Source organism: Affinundibacterium fentianense (assembly GCF_018139545.1).
In the GTDB taxonomy this organism is placed as follows: Bacteria; Pseudomonadota; Gammaproteobacteria; order Burkholderiales; family Burkholderiaceae_D; genus Undibacterium; species Undibacterium fentianense.
Genome location: NZ_JAGSPJ010000008.1, coordinates 58,152 through 80,642, shown reverse-complemented (window position 1 = coordinate 80,642; position 22,491 = coordinate 58,152). Strand labels below are relative to the sequence as shown.

29 protein-coding genes are annotated in these 22,491 nt (G+C 44.9%); 19 read left to right on the top strand and 10 right to left on the bottom strand.

Features of this window, described 5'->3' with window-relative positions:
* Positions 1-4 precede the first annotated feature (4 nt).
* Genes KDM90_RS16940 through KDM90_RS16930 form a run of 3 tightly spaced genes read right to left on the bottom strand, consistent with a single transcriptional unit; the run spans position 5 to position 2,193 of the window.
* Entirely contained in the window at positions 5-1,186 is a 1,182-nt protein-coding gene (locus KDM90_RS16940) for a D-alanyl-D-alanine carboxypeptidase family protein (RefSeq protein WP_212676807.1), read from the bottom strand.
* 50 nt (positions 1,187-1,236) lie between these two features.
* A complete protein-coding gene (locus tag KDM90_RS16935; RefSeq protein ID WP_212676806.1) occupies positions 1,237-1,869 on the bottom strand; it encodes an alpha/beta hydrolase in 633 nt (210 codons plus the stop codon).
* A 6-nt stretch (positions 1,870-1,875) separates the two neighbouring features.
* Positions 1,876-2,193, bottom strand: a complete 318-nt coding sequence (locus KDM90_RS16930) for a (2Fe-2S) ferredoxin domain-containing protein (protein WP_212676805.1) — start codon at positions 2,191-2,193, stop codon at positions 1,876-1,878.
* 263 nt (positions 2,194-2,456) lie between these two features.
* On the opposite strand from KDM90_RS16930, the gene KDM90_RS16925 reads away from it, so the two are divergent.
* Positions 2,457-2,723 (top strand): hypothetical protein, encoded by a 267-nt coding sequence (locus tag KDM90_RS16925; RefSeq protein WP_212676804.1) that lies wholly within the window; start codon positions 2,457-2,459, stop codon positions 2,721-2,723.
* Positions 2,724-2,770: 47 nt separating this feature from the next.
* Here the strand turns inward: KDM90_RS16925 and KDM90_RS16920 are convergent, their stop codons facing one another.
* From KDM90_RS16920 to KDM90_RS16890, 7 genes are all read right to left on the bottom strand, one after another.
* Positions 2,771-3,109: a TfoX/Sxy family protein gene (locus KDM90_RS16920; RefSeq protein WP_212676803.1), complete on the bottom strand. Its 339-nt coding sequence runs from the start codon at positions 3,107-3,109 to the stop codon at positions 2,771-2,773.
* A gap of 601 nt (positions 3,110-3,710) precedes the next feature.
* Positions 3,711-4,844: a VanZ family protein gene (locus KDM90_RS16915; RefSeq protein WP_329605341.1), complete on the bottom strand. Its 1,134-nt coding sequence runs from the start codon at positions 4,842-4,844 to the stop codon at positions 3,711-3,713.
* Between the two features lie 38 nt (positions 4,845-4,882).
* Positions 4,883-5,512, bottom strand: coding sequence for an ABC-type transport auxiliary lipoprotein family protein (locus KDM90_RS16910; protein ID WP_212676802.1), 630 nt, complete (start codon positions 5,510-5,512; stop codon positions 4,883-4,885).
* Between the two features lie 42 nt (positions 5,513-5,554).
* Positions 5,555-6,490 carry an MlaD family protein gene (locus KDM90_RS16905; RefSeq protein WP_212676801.1) on the bottom strand — a complete coding sequence of 312 codons (936 nt, stop codon included), beginning with the start codon at positions 6,488-6,490 and terminating at the stop codon, positions 5,555-5,557.
* A complete protein-coding gene (locus KDM90_RS16900) occupies positions 6,480-7,325 on the bottom strand; it encodes an ABC transporter ATP-binding protein (protein WP_212676800.1) in 846 nt (281 codons plus the stop codon). Before KDM90_RS16900 ends, KDM90_RS16905 begins: the two co-directional genes overlap by 11 nt.
* A gap of 5 nt (positions 7,326-7,330) precedes the next feature.
* A complete protein-coding gene (locus tag KDM90_RS16895; RefSeq protein ID WP_212676799.1) occupies positions 7,331-8,455 on the bottom strand; it encodes an MlaE family ABC transporter permease in 1,125 nt (374 codons plus the stop codon).
* Between the two features lie 82 nt (positions 8,456-8,537).
* Entirely contained in the window at positions 8,538-10,361 is a 1,824-nt protein-coding gene (locus KDM90_RS16890; RefSeq protein ID WP_212676798.1) for a phosphoethanolamine transferase, read from the bottom strand.
* Between the two features lie 414 nt (positions 10,362-10,775).
* Here KDM90_RS16890 and rpsL point away from each other — a divergent pair, with 414 nt between their 5' ends.
* The 18 genes from rpsL (at position 10,776) to rplE (ending at position 22,486) form a co-directional block, all read left to right on the top strand.
* A complete protein-coding gene (gene rpsL, locus KDM90_RS16885; protein ID WP_186917398.1) occupies positions 10,776-11,159 on the top strand; it encodes a 30S ribosomal protein S12 in 384 nt (127 codons plus the stop codon).
* Positions 11,160-11,336: 177 nt separating this feature from the next.
* Complete coding sequence (gene rpsG / locus KDM90_RS16880; protein WP_186921430.1) at positions 11,337-11,807, top strand: 30S ribosomal protein S7; 471 nt, start codon at positions 11,337-11,339, stop codon at positions 11,805-11,807.
* Positions 11,808-11,951: 144 nt separating this feature from the next.
* A complete protein-coding gene (gene fusA / locus KDM90_RS16875; protein WP_212676797.1) occupies positions 11,952-14,057 on the top strand; it encodes an elongation factor G in 2,106 nt (701 codons plus the stop codon).
* Between the two features lie 95 nt (positions 14,058-14,152).
* Positions 14,153-15,343, top strand: coding sequence for an elongation factor Tu (gene tuf / locus KDM90_RS16870; protein ID WP_212674894.1), 1,191 nt, complete (start codon positions 14,153-14,155; stop codon positions 15,341-15,343).
* Between the two features lie 198 nt (positions 15,344-15,541).
* A complete protein-coding gene (gene rpsJ / locus KDM90_RS16865) occupies positions 15,542-15,859 on the top strand; it encodes a 30S ribosomal protein S10 (protein WP_186892579.1) in 318 nt (105 codons plus the stop codon).
* 356 nt (positions 15,860-16,215) lie between these two features.
* A complete protein-coding gene (gene rplC, locus KDM90_RS16860; protein ID WP_189347732.1) occupies positions 16,216-16,872 on the top strand; it encodes a 50S ribosomal protein L3 in 657 nt (218 codons plus the stop codon).
* Positions 16,873-16,875: 3 nt separating this feature from the next.
* Positions 16,876-17,499 carry a 50S ribosomal protein L4 gene (gene rplD / locus KDM90_RS16855; protein ID WP_212676796.1) on the top strand — a complete coding sequence of 208 codons (624 nt, stop codon included), beginning with the start codon at positions 16,876-16,878 and terminating at the stop codon, positions 17,497-17,499.
* On the top strand, positions 17,496-17,807 hold the full coding sequence (rplW, locus tag KDM90_RS16850; RefSeq protein ID WP_212676795.1) for a 50S ribosomal protein L23: 312 nt from the start codon (positions 17,496-17,498) through the stop codon (positions 17,805-17,807). Before rplD ends, rplW begins: the two co-directional genes overlap by 4 nt.
* A 2-nt stretch (positions 17,808-17,809) precedes the next feature.
* Complete coding sequence (gene rplB / locus KDM90_RS16845; RefSeq protein ID WP_212676794.1) at positions 17,810-18,637, top strand: 50S ribosomal protein L2; 828 nt, start codon at positions 17,810-17,812, stop codon at positions 18,635-18,637.
* Between the two features lie 10 nt (positions 18,638-18,647).
* Complete coding sequence (gene rpsS, locus KDM90_RS16840; protein WP_186892584.1) at positions 18,648-18,923, top strand: 30S ribosomal protein S19; 276 nt, start codon at positions 18,648-18,650, stop codon at positions 18,921-18,923.
* A 1-nt stretch (position 18,924) separates the two neighbouring features.
* Entirely contained in the window at positions 18,925-19,254 is a 330-nt protein-coding gene (gene rplV / locus KDM90_RS16835) for a 50S ribosomal protein L22 (protein ID WP_186892585.1), read from the top strand.
* 9 nt (positions 19,255-19,263) lie between these two features.
* Positions 19,264-20,094: a 30S ribosomal protein S3 gene (gene rpsC / locus KDM90_RS16830; protein ID WP_189347736.1), complete on the top strand. Its 831-nt coding sequence runs from the start codon at positions 19,264-19,266 to the stop codon at positions 20,092-20,094.
* A 2-nt stretch (positions 20,095-20,096) separates the two neighbouring features.
* Positions 20,097-20,516: a 50S ribosomal protein L16 gene (rplP, locus tag KDM90_RS16825; RefSeq protein ID WP_186892587.1), complete on the top strand. Its 420-nt coding sequence runs from the start codon at positions 20,097-20,099 to the stop codon at positions 20,514-20,516.
* A gap of 13 nt (positions 20,517-20,529) precedes the next feature.
* The gene (gene rpmC / locus KDM90_RS16820) at positions 20,530-20,721 is read left to right on the top strand and encodes a 50S ribosomal protein L29 (RefSeq protein ID WP_186892588.1); all 192 of its coding nucleotides are present in this window, start codon (positions 20,530-20,532) and stop codon (positions 20,719-20,721) included.
* On the top strand, positions 20,721-20,993 hold the full coding sequence (gene rpsQ / locus KDM90_RS16815; RefSeq protein WP_186892589.1) for a 30S ribosomal protein S17: 273 nt from the start codon (positions 20,721-20,723) through the stop codon (positions 20,991-20,993). The genes rpmC and rpsQ overlap by 1 nt, the downstream gene beginning before the upstream one ends.
* Before the next feature lie 257 nt (positions 20,994-21,250).
* A complete protein-coding gene (gene rplN, locus KDM90_RS16810) occupies positions 21,251-21,619 on the top strand; it encodes a 50S ribosomal protein L14 (protein WP_006464924.1) in 369 nt (122 codons plus the stop codon).
* A 9-nt stretch (positions 21,620-21,628) separates the two neighbouring features.
* On the top strand, positions 21,629-21,943 hold the full coding sequence (gene rplX, locus KDM90_RS16805) for a 50S ribosomal protein L24 (RefSeq protein ID WP_212676793.1): 315 nt from the start codon (positions 21,629-21,631) through the stop codon (positions 21,941-21,943).
* A gap of 3 nt (positions 21,944-21,946) precedes the next feature.
* Positions 21,947-22,486 carry a 50S ribosomal protein L5 gene (gene rplE / locus KDM90_RS16800; protein ID WP_189347740.1) on the top strand — a complete coding sequence of 180 codons (540 nt, stop codon included), beginning with the start codon at positions 21,947-21,949 and terminating at the stop codon, positions 22,484-22,486.
* Positions 22,487-22,491 lie beyond the last annotated feature (5 nt).

Below are 22,491 nucleotides of genomic sequence, written 5' to 3'. Positions count from 1 at the left end.
AGATTTATTTAAATAGCAAACGAATCGAATCCCAAGCGCGACCAAATATACTTGCTTGCGATACTTCCTCAAGCGCGAGTACGGGAAACTCGGCTACAGGCTTACCATCGAGCATCATTTTCATTGTGCCGACTTTACTATTTGCAGCAATCGGCGCAACCAAGGGATCTTTTCTTTCTAGTGTCGGTTTCAAACGTGTAGCACTACCTTTTGGCAAAGTGACATATAGGTCCTGTGTGAAGCCAACTTTCAATTTAGCTTGACTGCCTTTCCAAACATCGAGAGTCTCAATGGCTTGGGCTTTGTCATAAAGTTTGACCGTGTCGTAATTTAAAAAGCCCCAGTTCAAGATCTTCAAGCTTTCTTGCGCGCGAATTTGATCACTCTTGGTTCCGGTTACTACCGAGATTAAACGACGAAACCCACTCCCATTTGGGCGAATTGCAGAGGAAATTAAACAGTATCCAGCGGCTTCCGTATGTCCAGTTTTCATACCGTCAACGGTAGGATCCAACCAAAGCAAACGGTTGCGATTCGCTTGGGTGATCTTGTTATAGGTAAAGCTTTTCGTTGAATAGTAGGTTTTGTAAAACTCAGGGTGATCGGCAATTAATCGCGACGCCAAAATACTTAGGTCGTAAGCCGTTGAGAAATTGTCGGGGCTAGGTAATCCATGAGAGTTGGCATAGCGTGTTGCTTTCATGCCGAGACGCGCCGCTTCGCGATTCATTTGCACGACGAATGCTTCTTCACTACCTGCTACCGCTTCAGCTAATGCAACAGAGGCATCGTTACCTGATTGTACGATTAGGCCATATAACAAATCACCGATGCTCACTGGTGTTGCGGGATCGATAAACATTTTCGAACTGCTGGCGTCAACCTTCCAAGCGCGAGTAGAAACAGTGATTTGCTGATTGAGGTCTAGGCGTCTTTCTTTGAGTGCGTTGAAAACGAGATAGGCCGTCATGATTTTAGTCAGGGAAGCAGGTTCAATTTGTAAACTTGCGTTGTCTGAGTTGATGACCTGGTTACTAGTCGCGTCAAGCAGAATCCAAGATTTTGCTTCGATCAGGGGTTTAGGTAAGGTTTGCGCGCTTACTTGATTGACAGGCGCCAAGCTGGCAACACCAACGAAGATGGTGGTGCAAATAGTTTGAAAAAAAACAGAGAGAGATTTATTCATTATGGTTAATACAAAAAAGCCTAAAGTTAAAACAAAAAAGTAAATAATTTTTAATGCCACAGATCGCTAATAATTTTTTTGATATGAGGCAACCGACGATGGAAGAAATGATCCGCGCCAGGAATCACCATCACGGGGATATCTTGTGGCCTCAACCATTCGAAGACGGCTTGTAAAGGGATCGTATCGTCTAGCTCACCATGGATTAAGATGGTATCTGTGGGAATGTCTGGCATAGCCCATTTCCCTGCGGCAGCGCCAACAAGAACTAATCTTTGCACAGAAATTCCCGCGTCGCTGAGGCGTTGGTGGAGACGAGACTGTACGAAGGTACCAAAAGAAAAGCCGCTTAGGACAAGTGGTAAATCAGGGTAACGCTGGCGCATAAAATGAAGCAAAGTTTCCATGTCGTCAGTTTCACCAATCCCCGCATCATGGACACCTTCTGACTTGCCGACACCACGGAAATTCATTCTGACTGTGACATATCCTAGGCTTACAAAAGTACGTGCTAGCGTCTGCGCAACTTTGTTTTCCATGGTTCCACCAAATAGTGGATGAGGATGAGCAACCAAAGCTAAACCAGCGAAGCTAGGAAACATTTCTTGATCTGGATAGTTAACCGCACATTCCAAATTGCCTGCGTCACCATTTATAAGAAATTGTTCGGTGTGAATATTCATGCTTTACTACACTTTCAGTCTTTCAACGATGTTGCCGCCAATTAGATCGACATCAATAATTTCGTCGATGTCGGATTGATCGACGTAAGTGTACCAAGTGCCCTGCGGATAAATCACAAGTACTGGTCCTTGATCGCAGCGATCGAGACAACCTGCTTTGTTGATGCGAATTTTGCCTTCGCCATTCAGATCTAGTTGTCGAATGCGACGTTTTGCATGTTCTTGTGCCATTTGTGCACCACGTTCAGCACAACAAGGGCGTCCGTCATCGCGCTCATTCATACAAAAGAATACGTGTTTCTTAAAATGGAGATCGTCGGACATGAGTAAATATCAAAGTAAAAGTCGTTTAGAGGAAATGGATCGTCAGATTGGCTTGTCTGTTTTCAAGTGTCTTTTAAAGACTCTCCCTGAAATCAAGGCGCGAGCCGAGCAAGTGCTATGATACAACGATTAGCTTGAATTCGTTTGATCAATTGCCATGTGCGCAAGCGCTGGGTTGAATCTCTGGGTACTCGTCCATAGATCGGAAATTGTATGAATTCGGCTATCTCAATTAGCTTCTTCACCTAGTGGCAAGCAATCAAATGTTAGGTTTCCGATATTTTGTTTTTGGGTTAGTTATCAGTCTCAGTGCATGTGAGAAAGTGCCGGTACGTGGGCCTGTGGATGGGGCGTCGTCGCCGAATGGTGCAAGTGCGCGAGTCGAGGTATCGCCAGATAATTTGCCGCAGTCCGCATTCAAGATTGCTGATCACTCCCGTCAAACTTTAGATAAGGCAAAACGGCTTGAACAGGAGGCGGCCAAAGCTGCGCAGGTGCAGTCAAAAGAAATTGATGACCTTACCAAGTAGGACAATCACTTTCGATCCATCTCGAACAATGTATCGATTCCTCAAATTTATTTGGAGGGGAGCTTTTTGCTTTTCTTGGGTTGACTAGCGGGTAAAACTTGTTTGGCAAGGCGAATCAGCGCAGATAATTTTTCTGCTTGTTCTAACTCATCGCGGAGTAATAAGTAATTTTTTGCACCTGGATATGGTGGTGCTTCGATAGCATTTTCGAGTGCGGCATGCAGTTTTGGATGGGGTTTCAAGAAAAACTGGTTGTCGCATAAAAATGCCACGACAGTGTCATCGCAATACAAAGCATATTCACCAAACATTTTTCGATATCGAATTGTTCCAATATTACGAAGTTGATCAACCACAAATTCAACAAAATGGAGATCTGTTGCCATTGATATACCTCGCTTGATTATTTGGTTTTTAAAGGAAATTTTAGGGGTTCTGCTAGGCGCGCACGCCAAGTTCTCTCATTGTGATCCACTTCGGGGATTTAGTTCGTACTCCAATCAAAACCTTGTTGATATTGTTTGGAACGCATTAGGTGATTTGTATTTGTATTGAAAAAACTAAATTCCCGATAAAAATGGTGGCGTAAAACCGATTCAGCTCAGTGTTGTTGCATTTGTGCAGACCACACCATTTTAAATCTTTAAGCAAGCTTCGACCTATTAAATTTATCTTGTAAGTACAGTACAAAACAATACTACCTATTTGGGCGACAATCAGTTCGGTATGCAATGCGAAAGTAAGCAATGGGGCGATTCGCTACTCTAAAGTCCTGATGTGAATTCTAAATTGACTAACAGGAAAAGAGCCCCCTCAATGTACGATTGAGCCGTCAAAAAGTCTAAATGTAATGAACTGAAAGAGATCTTGGTGAGAATAAGCAAGCACCTGTAGCAGAACTTGAGAAACTCACCGCAGGCGTTCTGTGGCCGAAAGAATGCATTGAAACATTGAATCAATTTACTTTTTGTTTGACTGATCTCGGGTTTAATTTGTTTGCTGCGTATGTTGATCTGTGGACAGGCGTTTGGGATTGATGAGATACCAGATTGCCATTAAAGGCCAAACTACGGACAGGAATTGCGCAGCACCGTAGAAGTTCAGCATCTTCCCTTGTACCAAAGTTTGTAGTGTATTGAGGAAGTAAGGATTACTGGGAATTAAATTCACCATGAAAAAACTAATGATTAAAAGGATCATCGCCAAGCGGCGCTGAACATAGTTGGGAGTGAATGAGAAACCATAGAGCATTAATATGCCGATGGCGATGCCACCTTGTGCACCCGGTGCCAGCCACAGAAAAGCATTCTCAGGTTGGAACATGAGCGCATAAGACAGGGCTTTAATTGCGAGAGCCGATACTAGTAAAAGGCAAGACAAAACGAATTTTGGTGCATGCCGATTAAATAGAGAAAGCCAGAGCAATATCGCGCCAGAACAACCGCATGCTGTAATGATGGTTTCTGAGAGCAGGTAGTTTTCTGCGCTTAACTCAATTCCATTTCGTAATATGTCGCTTAGATCAATACTGATATCGAGGTATTCCTCACACCACAATGAGATGATAGGCAGGATCTGTCCATGTCCAAACAAAAAAGCCTGTGGGAACAATTGTGCAAGCGGCCACAGGCCCAGAACGACTAACTCTCGTGAACTCCCTTGTTGTAACCAATGGGTTCGTAGACGTTGAAGCGCATCACTACGAAATACCGAAGGAGCGACGACGCCGCCAATGATTGCACCTAGGATAGTCCCTATTCCGTTTGTGATCAGATCCAGTAAAGAGGTGACACGAGTGGGTAAAAAGAACTGTGTGCTTTCCATACAAGCGCTCATTGTGATCCCAATAAGGCAGGCACCTAACACGGCTGACCAGCGTGCAAAACGCGGGTACATCGCAAAAACGATTAGGCTGCCAAAGGGGATGTAACCCAAAATATTTACAATCGAGTCAAATAGCGGCCGATATCGAGGCCACTGGCGAAATTGTTCGCCAAATGCCGCGAGATTTTCAAAATGCCACCCCGAAAATGGATAAAGGCTGGCGTAGATAATTAGGACGGCGTAGGCAACTAAGCTCGCACGGAAGAAGGGGGACGATTGAGGCTCTTGATTGGACACGATCTAATAAGTCGAAAATGCGAAAATGAAAGTCAATGCTACCGCTGTTGAGGCACGTTGACTACCGCTTGTATCCAAGTTACGAGTTCAGTAATAAGCTGGTCGGTAGCAATCGGCATTGCGCTCGCACCACCTAGAGCATCCGGTGTTGTACAAGATTGCTCGGCATAAAATGTTTTTTGAGCTACGAGTTGCTTGTTTCGGATCAAGGTAGCGCGCAAGCGAATGACGACTTTACTTGCGTTAACCTGTGAAAAATACTGAGAAAATTCTTCTAAGTCGATGCGTAGATGCTGCGCGCTTTGCACCCCTTCAAACTGTGCACTGACCAAACCACCTTGTTGTTGGATATGTTGAATAAATCGTTGTTTAAGCAATTCGGATGGCGGCACACTCCATCGACTTTGCGCGTAGGGTCTTAGTTGTTGCGCATTCTCGTAAATGAGCCGATACCACATTGAAGAGCCTTCGAGATTGGGCGCAACCTGAATAGGATGCAAATTAATTTGTAACTTGTTCAATTTGTCGTTGATACCTGGGTGTTCTGCACCACCAAAGTCGAATGACTGGATTGGTGGCGTATTGACACATCCGGTTAATATGCAAAAGATAAGCAAAGCATTGGTGACGTACCGTATGCTTCTTGTCAAAAACAGGTGTGACTTCATGGCGTATTCCTAAAAATAATATTCGATTCCAAATGCGGGACTCTATTTTTGTGAGTGAAAGCCAGGTTCGCCCGGGCCAGGCGGAGTGGGTTTTGGACCAAATAATAAGCTCTGAGGGCGCTCATAAAGTGAATCCGTGCTGCGATTGATCCCACGCAATGTTCCGCGCGCATCATGCAATACGCCTTGAAGAGCAGGCAGGGTTTCATACTGTAAACTCGAGCTTAATTGTTCTACTTGTTGACTCAAATGACGGATGCTGCCTTGTTCACCCTGCAAACTATTAACCAATTGATTGACGTTTGCGCTTGTGTTTCGCGCATTGTCGGAGAACTGTTTGAACGCTAGAGCGCTTTCTCTTGCTTGGGAGATCGCTTGAGGAAGGGTCGCGAGGATCGGGTCTAGCTTGTTAGGTAGAGTTTCCCATGCCGCTGCAGTTCGTCCCATTTGTTGCACTGTGTTCGTCAAGATTTTTTGATTGTCGAGGCTGAGTAAGCGATTCAAACTTCTACTTATTTCCTCGGTCTGACTCAGAATAGCTAACCCCCGTTTTTCCACTTCTTGAAGTAGTCCTGGCCGCAAAGGAATTCTAGCGCCAAGTTGAGGGTCTCTGATCACCGCCGCCGGTTGACTTCCATCATCATCAAGCTCAATGTACGCAATACCTGTTACGCCTTGGTAGCCGAGGCTAGCAAACGTCGATTGGGTGATGGGCGTATCTGAAACAATATCCAAGCTGAGTAAAAGCTGCCCTGGGACTTTGGGATCGAAATCGATATCGGTTACCTTTCCAACTTTAATTCCTTTATAGCGAACTGCTGCTTGGATATTGAGGCCAGAAACCTTCAGTTTGGTCGCAATTGTGTAAGGTGTTCTCTGGATTTCATCTTTGCCCAGCCAAAGTGCCAGTATCCCTGCAAGTATCATGAGACCAATTGCAAAGACGCCGGCGATAAGTGCATGTGACTTACTTTCCATTTCGTGCTCCCGATTTCGTGTTCACGGGTTGTTCAAGTGTTTCCGACCGCAGGACTTCCATCGCTCTTTGACCTCGGCCACCTTGGAAATAGGTTTGAATGAATGGGTGTTTGAGTTGAGTAACTTCCATAGCAGTTCCCGTTGCTATTATTTTTTTGTCGGCAATGACACCAATCCTAGATGATAAAGCAAACAAAGTATCGAGATCGTGCGTCACCATCACTACGGTTAAATTCAGTAATTGATGTAGTGATTGAATCAAGTTGACGAAGCTATCTGAACTATCCGGGTCTAAGCCCGCTGTAGGTTCGTCGAGAAATAACAATTCTGGATCGAGTGCGATCGCTCGCGCGAGAGCGACTCGTTTGATCATCCCTCCGGATAGGTCGGAGGGCATTTTCTTCGCATGTTCAAAACCGATGCCAGACATGTGGAGTTTGAGGTATGCGATATCCATGATCATGTCTTTGGGAATTTCACCGAGCTCTTTTAATGGTTGCGCGATATTTTCAATGACATTGAGGGCGGAATACAAGGCACCGTGTTGGAATAACATACCAGATCGTCGCCGCAAATGCTCCATGTGATGTTCCGCTGGCGCGTGAATGTTCTCTCCAAATACCTTGATCGTGCCACTCTTTGGCGTTTCTAGCCCCAACATTTGACGCATCAAGACAGTTTTGCCCGACCCCGATCCGCCGACAATAGAGAAGATTTCTCCGCGACGAATTTCGCAATTCAGATCATCGTGAATCACAGTGCGTCCAAACTGTGTGCGCAAATGATCAATTTCGATGATAGTTGTTGGCAGGGGATTTGAGACTATTTTTGTCATTGCGTTTAATAGGGCACTTTACTAAATAGGATCGCAAAAAAGGCATCCGCAATAATCACAGTCGTGATTGAAACGACAACTGAACTCGTCGTTCCTAGTCCGAGACTTTCGGTGTTCGGTTTTATTCGTAATCCATAGTGACAAGCAACTAAGCCGATCAATAAACCGAAAACGATACCTTTGCTAAGGCCGATCCAGTAATTCGCTAAAGAGACAGCTTCTGGCAACTTGTGTAAGAAATATCCCGGTGACATATCGAGGATAACTTGTGCTGACAAAGCCCCACCGATCAATGCCATCACATCTGTCCATATGATTATTAAAGGCATGGTGATTGTGAGGGCAATCACTTTGGGCATAATCAGTCGAAATCCGACGGGAATGCCCATCACACGCATGGCATCGAGTTCTTCGGTCACCCTCATGACCCCAAGTTGCGCAGTGATAGCGGAGCCGGATCGACCCGCTATCAATATTGCGGCTAGCATGGGCCCTAATTCTCGAATAATACTGATGCCGAGCAAGTTGACGATAAATAGATCGCCACCGTAATTCTTTAATTGCTGTCCCGTTAGGTAGGATAAAACAACACCGATAAGCAAGCCAACCAGCGCGGTGATGGCGAGCGCTTGAAAACCAGTTCGATAGACGTTGGCAGATATTTCTTTCCATGGACCTTGTAGTGGATGTCGAATGAGTCGACCAAGGTCGAGCACGAGTTGACCTAAGAGCTCGATGATCGCAACAACATGTAGAGCAAAATTAAGTGCAAGTAGTCCTAATCGACCAAAAGGCAACTGTTTCGATTTTTGCACCTTTGGGATTGGTAACGCTTGTACATGTGCGAGCCGCTCAAATAAAATTTTGTGCGTGTCATGGAGTTGGATGTTGTCAGGAAATTGTCGGTTCCAACTCACCCAAAGTAGTTGGGCGCCTATATGGTCGAGGCTATTTAATTGCCGTAAATCCCATTGCAAATTCGGATGATGTTGTAATTCTAAAAGTTGTTGATGTAATGCTTGCATATGCCCGTTTTCCGCAAGCATGTCAATGAGCCAAGAGCCCTTGACGAGAGCACTAGGACCCTGGTCACTTAAAATAGTAAGACTAGGCTTTGTTTCTTTGCGCATGTCAGCAATGAACTCGACGAAAGTGGTTTAAGTAATTTTGATTAGTTAATCATTCGAATGGCACTAAATCCAATTAGACGCACTATTTCTCCTGAGGTAAAGGAGTTTTATTATCGATCACCTCGCGACAATCTCCTTTCAGGTGGGAATCATCGTAGTTACTCCAACCATAGCTGTCGACATAGCGTGTATGAAATCGCCAACTAGGATGAAAGATACTTCGTTCGAGTTTCTCATCTGGATAGTGTATTGCGGCTAAGTCGAGTACCGAGTGAAAGAAATTTTCGGTACTCAATTGGGCGTTTTGATGCGCCTTTAATTGGTCAATTTTTTCTGGAAACCGCTTCGCGAAGCTAGAGGAAAACCAAACAAATGACGGAACGTGGAACTCGAATTGCGTGTTGTGCCCGTGAAAAGCAAGATTGCAACTGCCATCGTAAAGCGTTTGCCCATGATCAGAAATGTACCAGAGTGCGCTTAGCTGGGACTGCGTTTTCAAAATTTGAATCAAATTGGACAGCACCCAATCTGTGTATAAGATCGAATTGTCGTAGCTGTTATTAATCGCCACTTTGTTCTTCAAATTGGTATAGGCAGGATTAACGACGCCAAACAGTGATGGTTGCCACTTGTCATAGCTCTGTGGGTATCGATGACTGTAGTTCCAATGGTTGCCAAGAGTATGTAGCACAATCAGTTTTTTATTGGATTGATCTTTCAGAGCTAGTTGAAATGGTGCGAACAATTCATGATCAAAGCTGGAGCTGTTTGTATATCCTCCTAAGTTAAGGAAGCGAGTAACATCCGCTTCTTTCGCGATAACGGAGGTAGGCGTATCAAATTGACCGAAGCTCATTTGATTGGACAGCCAAAAGGTTTTAAAACCAGCTTCTTTATAAGCACTTATGAAAGATTTCTCGGTAAAGCCGGGTTTTAGGCTTTGCGTTGCTGGCTTTCGAGTTGCGATGATAGGTACTGATAATCGGGTCGCCGCGACTGAGGTGATGACGTCGCTTAGACTCACCAAGTTTTCTTCTTGGCTTAAGTAGGGGTTTGTGTCTCTGTCGTATCCGTTCAAGCTCCACCTATCGTAGCGAGACGATTCACCTAGGACAACGACAACGGTCTGTGCCATCTCTTTATCGTTGTTGATTTGATAGGCTTGAAATTGAAATCGATTATTTTTCGCACTTAATTCTGCGAGATATTTTCGTTCTTTAAAAAAGTCGATGCTGCGAGCATAAATTCCCAAGGGCCAACTACGAGCAAAACTTTCGTCATCATAAAAAGTTTCCGCCCATTTAGGGAGCGGGTCTTGATTGTCTAGGAAAGTCTCAAATGCATTCCAAGACCGAATCTCCCAGACATTTATTGAAGATTCATCTTTCTTTGCAGTCTGAGTTTGGCTAGCAACCCCAATGCGTAGCCCGTAACCCCAACAAAGAGCGCAGATGAGAAGTCCGGCTGCTGCGAACCATCGAGAGCGATGCTGCCAGTCTAAATCTTTAAAATGATTCGTTGTTCGTAAGCTGCTCCACCACCATGCCAAAATAGCAATTAGCGAAGCGAGTAGCAGCCAGATCTTGTTTCCGAGAAATTCGAGAGCTTCGTTTGGGCTTGTCTCTGTGATGATGCCTAGGTGATGAGGGGATATGCCTTGCCCAAAGTAGACTTGAAGATAAACTTCAACAGGGAGTGCGAAAAAAGCTGGTAATAGTGCGTAATGTAAATATCGCGGGCTCTTAAATAAAACCCATAGGCAAAACCAAGAGAAAAGTTCGTAGGAGACTAATCGAATTGGAAAAGCAAGCTTCTTGCCGAAAATGTAAGGAATAAATGGTATACAGCTAAGAATAAGATAGCTGCCTAACAAGTATGCTTTCTGAAAGTTTGTGTTGCGAAGCATTGATGCACATCTATTAAGCTAAAGTGGGTAGATAGAGCAAGAAAGAATACAACTTCATTCTTACAACTTAGAAGCCCGCTTATTTTATCCTCGATCCGTGAAAATAGCTTCTTGGAAATTTTTACGTAAAGGACACGTATCGTTGAGTTGATGAATTGCCCTTTTTTTAAACAGATCCTCTGGCATAAGTACTTGTTCCAATTTGTTTTTCTTGTTGACTTCGCGTCTTCTTGAGGTGTACACTCGCGAGTTCTCGATTTTATATGGTTTATACTTACGCACTGCCAATTTGTGAGTGGGTGTGAATGGTTGAGAGCTCGTAAGCCTTATTTGCGGGTGAATATATAGATTTAAGTGCCCAGGCAACCGTTTCTGGGCGTGTGTTTAACGTTGTATTTTGTTGGATTAAAAACGATGCCAACCATCAATCAACTGATTCGCCAACCACGCGTTTCCGCAGTGGTTAAGAGCAAATCTCCGGCGCTGGAAAACAGCCCGCAAAAACGTGGCGTATGTACCCGCGTTTATACGACAACTCCAAAAAAGCCTAACTCGGCTTTGCGTAAAGTTGCCAAAGTACGCTTGACCAACGGTTTCGAAGTCATTTCGTATATCGGCGGTGAAGGCCATAACTTGCAAGAACACAGCGTAGTTTTGATTCGCGGTGGTCGTGTAAAGGATTTGCCGGGTGTGCGTTATCACATGGTTCGCGGTGCTTTGGATACTCAAGGCGTTAAAGACCGTAAGCAAGCTCGTTCCAAATATGGTTCTAAGCGCGCTAAAGCTGTTAAGAAGTAATTTTTTAGTTCACTAAAAATTCTTTGTAACCTGCTTGTAAATTAAACTCAGTAATATCTCCGTAATTCGGAAAGGTGTCGGTCTCGAATGAGCCGAGTAAGTGGTGGCTATGATGGCTTACCGCGAGCGTTGATAAGTTGTTATCGACCGCTCAACTGAAGATTGAAAGGAATTGAAATGCCACGTCGTCGTGAAGTCCCGAAACGGGACATTTTGCCGGATCCAAAATTCGGTAATGTAGAAGTATCTAAGTTCGTTAACGTGTTGATGTTGTCTGGCAAGAAGTCTGTTGCTGAAGGCATTATCTATGGCGCGTTTGATCACATCCAATCTAAATCTGGTAAAGATCCATTGGAAGTGTTTGCAACTGCAATTAACAATGCTAAGCCATTGGTTGAAGTTAAATCCCGCCGTGTTGGTGGTGCTAACTATCAAGTTCCAGTTGAAGTTCGTCCAGTTCGCCGTTTGGCTTTGTCTATGCGTTGGTTGCGTGAAGCAGCAAACAAGCGTAGCGAAAAATCTATGCCACAACGTTTGGCAGGTGAATTGTTGGAAGCCGCTGAAGGTCGCGGCGGCGCAATGAAGAAGCGTGATGAAGTGCACCGTATGGCAGAAGCCAATAAAGCCTTCTCCCACTTCCGCTTCTAATTTATTTAGGCTTTGCGTTAAAAGTGAGAGGCCATTGTATGAAGTTTTTACAGTGGTTTTTCTAGGTATATTGAATCAGGCCGGGCGTGATTTCTTCTTGAAAATTACGCTCGGTTTTGTCCATTAAAAGATTTAGGAATAGCTATGGCCCGTAAGACCCCCATTGAGCGCTACCGTAATATCGGTATTTCGGCTCACATTGATGCTGGTAAAACCACGACAACCGAACGTGTTTTGTTCTACACCGGTGTAAATCATAAAATTGGTGAAGTGCATGATGGCGCGGCTACCATGGACTGGATGGAGCAAGAGCAAGAGCGCGGTATTACTATTACATCCGCTGCGACGACTTGCTACTGGAGTGGTATGGCAAATAATTTCCAGCCGCACCATATCAATATTATTGATACCCCAGGCCACGTTGACTTCACGATTGAAGTTGAGCGTTCTATGCGTGTTCTGGACGGCGCTTGCATGGTTTACTGTGCAGTTGGCGGCGTTCAGCCACAATCTGAAACAGTTTGGCGTCAAGCTAATAAGTACAAAGTTCCACGTTTGGCGTTCGTCAACAAGATGGATCGTACTGGCGCGAACTTCTTCAAAGTGTACGATCAAATGCGTGCACGTTTGAAAGCAAATCCAGTGCCTTTGCAAGTACCTATCGGCGCTGAAGATTTGTTCGAAGGCGTGATCGATTTGGTTAAGATGAAAGCGATCATTTGGGATGTAGCATCTCAAGGTATGAAATTTGAATACCAAGATATCCCTGCGCATTTGGTAGAAGAATCCAAAAAATGGCGTGAAAACATGGTTGAAGCAGCTGCTGAAGCCAGTGAAGAGTTGATGAACAAATACCTCGAAGAAGGTGATTTGTCTGAAGCTGAAATTAAAAAAGCTTTGCGTCAACGTACGATCGCTTCTGAAATCGTTCCTATGATGTGCGGTACTGCGTTTAAAAACAAAGGCGTACAGGCAATGTTGGACGCGGTTATTGAATACTTGCCATCTCCATTAGATATTCCACCAGTTCCTGGTTTGAATGAAGATGATGAGCCAGTAGTGCGTGAAGCGAAAGACGATGAAAAATTCTCCGCTTTGGCATTCAAAATCGCAACCGATCCATTCGTTGGTCAATTGTGCTTTATTCGTTGCTACTCCGGTACTTTGAATTCTGGCGACAGTGTATTTAACTCTGTTAAAGGTAAGAAAGAGCGTATCGGTCGTTTGGTTCAAATGCATGCGAACCAACGTGAAGAAATTAAAGAAATGATGGCGGGTGATATCGCTGCGGTTGTTGGTTTGAAAGAAACGACAACCGGTGACACATTGTGTGATGACAAGGCAATTGTTGTTTTGGAGCGCATGGTGTTCCCAGAGCCAGTTATTTCTCAAGCGGTTGAGCCAAAAACCAAGGCTGACCAAGAAAAAATGGGCTTGGCATTGAACCGTTTGGCTGCTGAAGATCCATCTTTCCGCGTACGTACTGACGAAGAATCTGGTCAGACAATTATCGCGGGTATGGGTGAATTGCATTTGGATATTATCGTTGACCGTATGAAGCGTGAATTCAACGTGGAAGCAACTGTTGGTAAGCCACAAGTTGCATACCGCGAAACAATTCGCAAAACATGCGAAGAAATCGAAGGTAAGTTCGTTAAGCAATCTGGTGGTCGTGGTCAATACGGTCACGTTGTCTTGAAGATCGAACCGCAAGAACCAGGTAAAGGTTTCGAATTCGTTGACGCGATCAAAGGCGGTACAGTTCCACGCGAATACATCCCGGCGGTTGAAAAAGGTGTACGTGAAACATTGACTTCCGGTGTGTTGGCTGGTTACCCAGTGGTTGACGTTAAAGTGACTTTGTTCTTCGGTTCCTACCATGACGTTGACTCCAACGAAAACGCGTTCCGTATGGCGGGTTCGATGGCGTTTAAAGATGGCTGCCGCAAAGCAAGTCCAGTTATTCTGGAGCCAATGATGGCGGTTGAAGTGGAAACACCTGAAGACTACGCTGGTACAGTGATGGGTGATTTGTCTTCGCGTCGCGGTATGGTTCAAGGTATGGATGAGATTGCTGGTGGTGGCGGTAAGATCATTAAGGCTGAAGTGCCATTGTCAGAGATGTTTGGTTACTCAACATCTTTGCGTTCTGCAACGCAAGGTCGTGCGACTTATTCTATGGAATTTAAGCACTACTCTGAAGCACCGAAAAATGTAATCGACGCAATCGTTACATCTAAAGCAAAATAAGTATTAAGTAATTTAAATCGGAAATCCTGCCTTGTTTGCTACCTGCAAGCGAGGCAGTTAATTAATCTAATCGTTCTTTTTGAAGGAAGAATAAAATGGCAAAAGGTAAGTTCGAACGCACCAAGCCGCACGTTAACGTCGGTACAATTGGTCACGTGGATCACGGTAAAACGACATTGACAGCAGCGATTGCGACAGTATTGTCAGCAAAATTCGGCGGCGAAGCAAAGAAATACGACGAAATCGATGCGGCTCCAGAAGAAAAAGCACGTGGTATTACAATTAATACAGCACACGTAGAATACGAAACAGCAGCGCGTCACTATGCGCACGTTGACTGCCCAGGCCATGCTGATTATGTTAAAAACATGATTACTGGTGCTGCTCAGATGGACGGCGCGATCTTGGTTTGCTCCGCAGCAGACGGTCCAATGCCACAAACACGTGAGCACATCTTGTTGGCTCGCCAAGTTGGTGTTCCATACATCATCGTATTCTTGAACAAATGCGACATGGTTGATGACGCTGAGTTGTTGGAATTGGTTGAAATGGAAGTTCGTGAATTATTGTCTAAATACGAATTCCCAGGCGACGATTTGCCAATCATCCAAGGTTCTGCAAAATTGGCGCTCGAAGGCGACAAAGGTCCATTGGGCGAAGAAGCGATCATGAAATTGGCTGATGCGTTGGATTCTTACATCCCAACACCAGAACGTGCTGTTGACGGCGCATTCTTGTTGCCAGTAGAAGACGTATTCTCTATTTCTGGTCGCGGTACAGTTGTTACTGGTCGTGTTGAGCGCGGCATCATCAAAGTCGGCGAAGAGATCGAAATCGTTGGTATTAAAGACACAGTTAAAACAACGTGTACTGGTGTTGAAATGTTCCGTAAATTGCTCGACCAAGGTCAAGCAGGCGACAACGTAGGTGTATTGTTGCGCGGTACTAAACGTGAAGATATCCAACGTGGTCAAGTTTTGGCGAAGCCAGGTTCAATCAAGCCACATAGCCACTTCACAGGCGAGATCTATGTTTTGTCTAAAGATGAAGGTGGTCGTCATACACCATTCTTCAACAACTACCGTCCACAGTTCTACTTCCGTACAACGGACGTAACTGGTTCGATCGAGTTGCCGAAGGATAAAGAAATGGTGATGCCAGGTGATAACGTTTCTATCACAGTTAAGTTGATCAACCCGATTGCGATGGAAGAAGGTCTCCGTTTCGCGATCCGTGAAGGTGGTCGTACTGTTGGTGCTGGTGTTGTTGCTAAAATCATCGAGTAATTTATTTTGAATTAAGCTCTGAAGTTTGATCGTGAGTAATCGCGATAAAATTTAGAGAAAATCAAAAATTGGTGTACACTAGTCGGCTGTCGTGCTTTTTGAGTGCGGCAGCCGTTTTGTTTTAGCGGTCGTAATAAGCGCTCTTTGTTAAAAATGCCACATTTACTACATCGTGGCTCGTTCTTTACAGGAAATATCATGTCTACAGCAAATCAAAAAATCCGTATTCGCTTGAAAGCTTTCGATTACAAATTGATCGACCAATCAGCTTTGGAAATCGTAGAAACAGCTAAGCGTACCGGCGCTGTTGTTAAAGGTCCAGTTCCTTTGCCAACACGTATTCAACGTTTCGACGTATTGCGTTCCCCTCACGTCAACAAAACTTCCCGTGATCAATTTGAAATCCGCACGCATCAGCGTTTGATGGATATTGTTGATCCTACAGATAAAACTGTTGATGCATTGATGAAGCTCGACTTGCCAGCTGGTGTCGACGTAGAAATCAAATTGCAATAATTGCTAACTCGATAAATCCAATTCTGGGGTGCAGCACGGCGTTGCTTGTCCTCGCAATACCTAAGTATTGCTGCGGGAAGCGCCTTGTTCTGCATCCCCATAATTGAATTTCTCAAGCTGGCTTTCGACGTGCTAAAAAGATTTTGAAAATAGTAAGAATCGTTTAAGTGCTAAGAAAAAACTGACATACCATAATTTTTTCCATTTTCAAATAAATTTTTCTTGTAAGTGGAAATTATTCGGGTTAAAATCGAAGGCTTAAATTTTGATAGGCTTTGGCTTGTCTATTTTTAAGTTTTAAAAGTAAGTTTCTAAACATCAGCCTCACCCAATCGTAGGTGAGAATGGAGAAAACAATGAGCTTGGGCCTAGTTGGTCGCAAGGTTGGTATGATGCGTATCTTTACTGAAGACGGTGATTCAATTCCAGTCACAGTGTTAGATGTGTCAAACAACCGCGTGACACAAATCAAAACTCCTGAAACAGACGGTTACTCCGCTGTTCAGGTGACATTCGGTCAGCGCCGTGCATCCCGTGTAACTAAAGCGGCTGCAGGTCACCTCGCAAAAGCGGGCGTGGAAGCTGGTACTGTCTTAAAAGAATTCCGTGTTGACGCTGCTAAAGCTGCTGAACTAAAAGCGGGCGATGTTGTGCCTGTTGGCTTGTTCGAAGCTGGTCAAAAAGTCGACGTGCAAGGTGTGACAATTGGTAAAGGCTATGCCGGTACTATTAAGCGTCACCACTTCGCATCCGGTCGTCAAACGCACGGTAACTCACGTTCACATAACGTACCTGGTTCTATCGGTATGGCGCAAGATCCTGGTCGCGTTTTCCCAGGTAAGCGCATGACTGGTCACTTGGGTGATGTTACGCGTACTGTGCAAAATCTTGTTATCGCTCGTGTAGATGCTGATCGCCAATTGCTATTGGTGAAAGGTGCTATTCCAGGTGCGAAAAACGGTCAGGTGATTGTATCGCCAGCTGTTAAAGTTAAAGCAAAGAAGGGGGCTTAATTTATGGAACTGAAGCTCCTAAATGCAGAGGGTCAAGCTGCTTCTAATGTTGCTGCACCAGATACTATTTTTGGTCGTGATTACAACGAAGCTTTGATTCACCAAGTTGTTGTTGCTTACCAAGCGAATGCTCGTAGTGGTAACCGCAAACAATTGGGTCGTGACGAAGTTCACCACACAACTAAGAAGCCATGGCGTCAAAAAGGTACGGGTCGTGCTCGTGCTGGTATGTCATCTTCCCCATTGTGGCGTGGAGGCGGTCGCGCTTTCCCGAACTCTCCTGATGAGAACTTCTCTCACAAAGTTAACAAGAAGATGTATCGCGCAGGTATCTGCTCGATCTTGTCTCAGTTGGCACGTGAAGGTCGTTTGAATGTTGTTGACAGTATGACTGTTGATGCACCAAAAACTAAGTTGTTGTCTGAGAAATTGAAGACAATGGGTTGCTTGGATTCAGTATTGATTATCACTGAAGACTTCAACGAAAACTTGATGTTGGCTGCTCGCAATCTGGTTAACGTATTGGTTGTTGAGCCACGTTATGCTGATCCAGTTTCTTTGGTGTTCTACAAGAAAGTGTTGATTACTAAAGCGGCCTTGACAAAGATTGAGGAGATGCTGGCATGAACGTAATCAAGCATAGTGAAGAACGCCTGATGAAGGTGTTGCTGGCTCCGGTGATCTCTGAAAAAGCAACCATGGTTGCAGAGAAAAACGAGCAAGTTGTTTTCCTGGTAATGCCAGATGCAACTAAGCCAGAAATCAAGGCTGCAGTTGAGTTGCTGTTTAAGGTTCAGGTTGAATCTGTGCAAGTAGCTAACCGCTTGGGCAAACAAAAACGTACTGGTAAATTTAATGGCCGTCGCAATCATACAAAACGCGCTTTTGTATGCTTGAAGCCAGGTCAAGAAATTAACTTTACCGAGGGGGCATAAGCATGGCACTCGTTAAGATGAAGCCAACCTCACCAGGCCGTCGTGGTATGGTTAAAGTGGTAACTGAAGGCTTGCATAAAGGCCGTCCGTTTGCTGCTTTGTTGGAAAAGAAAAATAAAACTGCTGGTCGTAACAACAACGGTCATATCACTACACGCCACATTGGCGGTGGTCATAAGCAGCATTATCGCGTAGTCGATTTTAAGCGTTCTAAAGATGGTATTCCTGCGAAAGTTGAGCGCATTGAATACGATCCTAACCGTACGGCGCACATCGCATTGTTGTGCTACGCGGACGGTGAGCGTGCATACATCATTGCATCTAGAGGTATGGCTGCTGGCGATCAGATTATGAATGGCTCTCAAGCGCCAATCAAATCTGGTAACTGCTTGCCAATCCGCAATATCCCAGTTGGTACGACTATGCACTGCGTAGAAATGTTGCCAGGTAAGGGTGCGCAGATTGCTCGTACGGCTGGTGCTGGCGTGGTGTTGATGGCTCGCGAAGGTACATACGCCCAAGTGCGTTTGCGCTCAGGTGAAGTGCGTCGTATCCATATCGAATGCCGTGCAACGATCGGTGAAGTAGGTAACGGTGAGCATAACCTCCGTAAAATTGGTAAAGCTGGTGCGATGCGTTGGCGCGGTGTTCGCCCAACAGTTCGCGGTGTTGTCATGAATCCTATCGATCACCCACACGGTGGTGGTGAAGGTAAGACAGCAGCAGGACGTCATCCAGTTTCTCCATGGGGTCAGCAAACTAAGGGTAAGAAGACACGTCGCAACAAGCGTACGACTTCCATGATCGTTTCACGCCGTGGCAAGAAATAAGGGGTAACACATGACACGTTCAGCTAAAAAAGGGCCGTTTTGCGACGCCCATTTGGTAAAGAAAGTCGAAGCTGCGCAAGCAAATAAAGACAAAAAACCAATTAAAACTTGGTCACGTCGTTCGACAATCATGCCTGATTTCATCGGTCTGACTATCGCTGTGCACAATGGTAAGCAACACGTACCAGTGTACGTTTCTGAAAACATGGTAGGCCATAAATTGGGCGAATTCGCATTGACTCGCACATTTAAAGGTCATATCGCGGATAAGAAAGCGAAGAGATAATATGGAAACCAAAGCAATATTGAAGGGTGTACGTCTGTCCGAGCAAAAAGGTCGCTTGGTTGCAGACTTGATCCGTGGTAAGAAAGTCGATCAAGCATTAAACATCTTAGCTTTCAGCCCGAAAAAAGGCGCAACAATCATCAAGAAAGTGTTGGAATCCGCAATTGCGAATGCCGAGCACAATGATGGCGCTGACATCGATGAATTGAAAGTGACGACGATTTATGTCGAAAAAGGACCAATTTTGAAGCGCTTCACAGCGCGCGCAAAAGGTCGCGGTGATCGTATCTCTAAACAATCCTGTCACATTTATGTGACTGTTGGTAACTAAGGAGTCACGATGGGACAGAAGATACATCCAACCGGTTTCCGTTTAGCGGTAACACGTAATTGGTCTTCTCGCTGGTATGCAGGCAATGGTAACTTTGCCTCCATGTTGAGCGAAGATATCAAAGTACGTGATTACCTGAAAAAGAAACTGAAAAATGCATCAGTAGGTCGTATCACTATTGAGCGTCCAGCAAAAAATGCACGTATTACTATTTACAGCTCCCGTCCAGGCGTTGTGATCGGTAAAAAAGGTGAAGATATCGAATCCTTGAAAGCGGATTTGGGCAAGATCATGGGCGTGCCTGTGCACGTAAATATCGAAGAAATTCGTAAGCCAGAAATCGATGCGCAATTGATCGCTGATTCTATCTCTCAGCAACTTGAAAAACGTATCATGTTCCGTCGCGCGATGAAGCGTGCGATGCAAAATGCAATGCGTCTCGGTGCTAAGGGTATCAAGATCATGTCTAGTGGTCGTTTGAACGGTATCGAAATCGCACGTAAAGAATGGTATCGTGAAGGCCGCGTGCCTCTGCATACCTTGCGCGCTGATATCGACTACGGTACAAGTGAAGCGTCTACGACATACGGTATTATTGGCGTTAAGGTATGGGTTTACAAAGGCGATCGCTTAGCTAATGGCGATGCGCCTGTAATTGAATCCGCACCAGAAGACGACAAAAAACGTCGTGGCCCACGTCGTGAGGATGGCAAGCCAAACAGCCGTCCACGTGCGAAGCGCCCTGAAGGTCAAACTCCAACTGGTGCAGCACCAGCAGCTAAACGTGTTCGCACAAAAGCAGCTGACGGCGCGGTATCAGCTGAGAAAGCAGGAGAATAATCATGCTGCAACCAGCACGCAGAAAATATCGTAAGGAACAAAAAGGCCGCAACAAGGGTATTTCCCATGATCGTGGCACAGCAGTATCCTTCGGTGAATTTGGTTTGAAATCAATTGCACGTGGTCGTATTACTGCACGTCAAATTGAAGCTGCACGTCGTGCTATGACTCGTCATATCAAACGTGGTGGCCGTATCTGGATTCGTATTTTCCCAGATAAACCAATTTCTCAGAAGCCAGCTGAAGTTCGTATGGGTAATGGTAAAGGTAATCCAGAGTACTACGTCGCCGAGATTCAACCAGGCAAGATGTTGTACGAAATGGATGGCGTTGATGAGGCGCTGGCACGCGAAGCTTTCCGCTTAGCAGCTGCTAAATTACCATTGTTGACAACGTTTGTCGTACGTCAAGTCGGCACTTAATAGGGAGTTGTAAATGAAAGTATCTGAACTCCAAGGCAAAGACTCCGCAGCTTTGACGAAAGAATTGAATGATTTGTTGAAGGCACAATTCAGCTTGCGTATGCAAATCGCTACGCAACAACTGAATAACACTTCGCAACTCAAAAAAGTTCGTCGTGACATCGCCCGAGTTAAAACAGTCATGAATCAGAAGGATGCCAAATAATGAACGATCAAGTTAAAGTTGCACTGAAGCGCACATTGATTGGCAAAGTTGTTTCCGACAAGATGGATAAAACAGTGACAGTCTTAGTAGAGCGTCACGTTAAACATCCTTTGTATGGCAAGATCATTGTGCGTACTGCTAAATATCATGCACACGATGAAGCGAACCAAGCAAAAGCCGGTGACACAGTCGAGATTCAAGAAGGACGTCCAATCTCCAAAACAAAGGCTTGGACATTGACTCGCGTTGTACAAGTTGCGCCAGTTTTATAAAAGTTGTTGCAGTAATCGTTTTTTGATGTAATAATGATGGGCTGTCATTTGCAAAGCATGCGAATGACAGCCTAAATGTCTCTCAGGTCAGCATTTTGAGAGTGGTTAAAAAATCGTCCACCTAATCGGTTGACTCGTGTGTTGTTATTTGTGCTTCTAAGGGCGTCTGACAATAAAAGAGTTGGCTGGCGGGACCAAGACTGACTACAGATTTGCAATGTGCGGATTGTGTGGATTAAGTTGGGAAAGAGAACAATATGATTCAAACAGAAAGCCGGCTAGAAGTGGCTGACAATACTGGTGCGCGCGAAGTTTTGTGCATTAAAGTGTTGGGCGGTTCTAAGCGTCGTTATGCAGGGATCGGTGACGTTATTAAAGTCACGGTGAAATCCGCTGCTCCACGCGGTCGCGTGAAAAAAGGTGAAATTTACAATGCAGTTGTGGTTCGCACTGCTAAAGGTGTTCGTCGTCAAGATGGCTCTTTGGTAAAGTTCGACGGCAATGCTGCAGTGTTGTTAAATGCAAAGCTCGAGCCAATCGGAACACGTATTTTCGGCCCAGTTACACGCGAATTGCGTACTGAGCGTTTTATGAAAATCGTTTCGCTTGCTCCTGAAGTGCTGTAAGGGGTCGTGATGAATAAGATTCGTAAAAACGACGAAGTCATCGTCTTGACGGGTAAAGACAAAGGTAAGCGCGGTCAAGTGCAGCAATGCATCGACAGTGATTACGTTGTTGTAGTAGGCGTGAATGTTGCAAAAAAAGCGACTAAGCCTAACCCAATGACTGGAGCAGTTGGTGGTATCGTTGATAAATTGATGCCGATTCATGTTTCCAATGTTGCGTTGTTTAACGCTGCATCTGGTAAAGCAGACCGTGTAGGTTTTAAAGTTGTGGATGGTAAAAAAGTCCGCGTCTATAAATCTACTGGCGAAGTTGTGAAGGCGTAAGTCATGGCCCGTCTACAAGCATTATATAAAGATAAAATCGTTGCAGATTTGACAGAGAAATTCTCTTACAAGTCTCCAATGGAAGTTCCTCGCATCTTGAAGATCACCCTGAATATGGGTTTGTCCGAAGCGATCGCTGATAAGAAAGTTATCGAGCACGCTGTTGGTGATTTAACAAAGATTGCGGGTCAAAAACCTGTCGTAACTAAGGCACGTAAAGCGATCGCTGGTTTCAAAATCCGCGAAGGCTATCCAATCGGCTGTATGGTCACTTTGCGTGGCGCACACATGTACGAATTCTTGGATCGTTTCGTGACTGTAGCTTTGCCACGCGTTCGTGACTTCCGCGGCGTTTCTGGTCGCGCATTTGACGGTCGTGGTAATTACAATATCGGTGTTAAGGAACAGATCATTTTCCCTGAAATCGAGTACGACAAGATTGACGCGTTGCGTGGTATGAATATTAGTATTACTACGACAGCTAAGACCGACGAAGAAGCAAAAGCGCTTCTCGCCGCATTTAAATTTCCGTTCAGAAACTGAGGTCG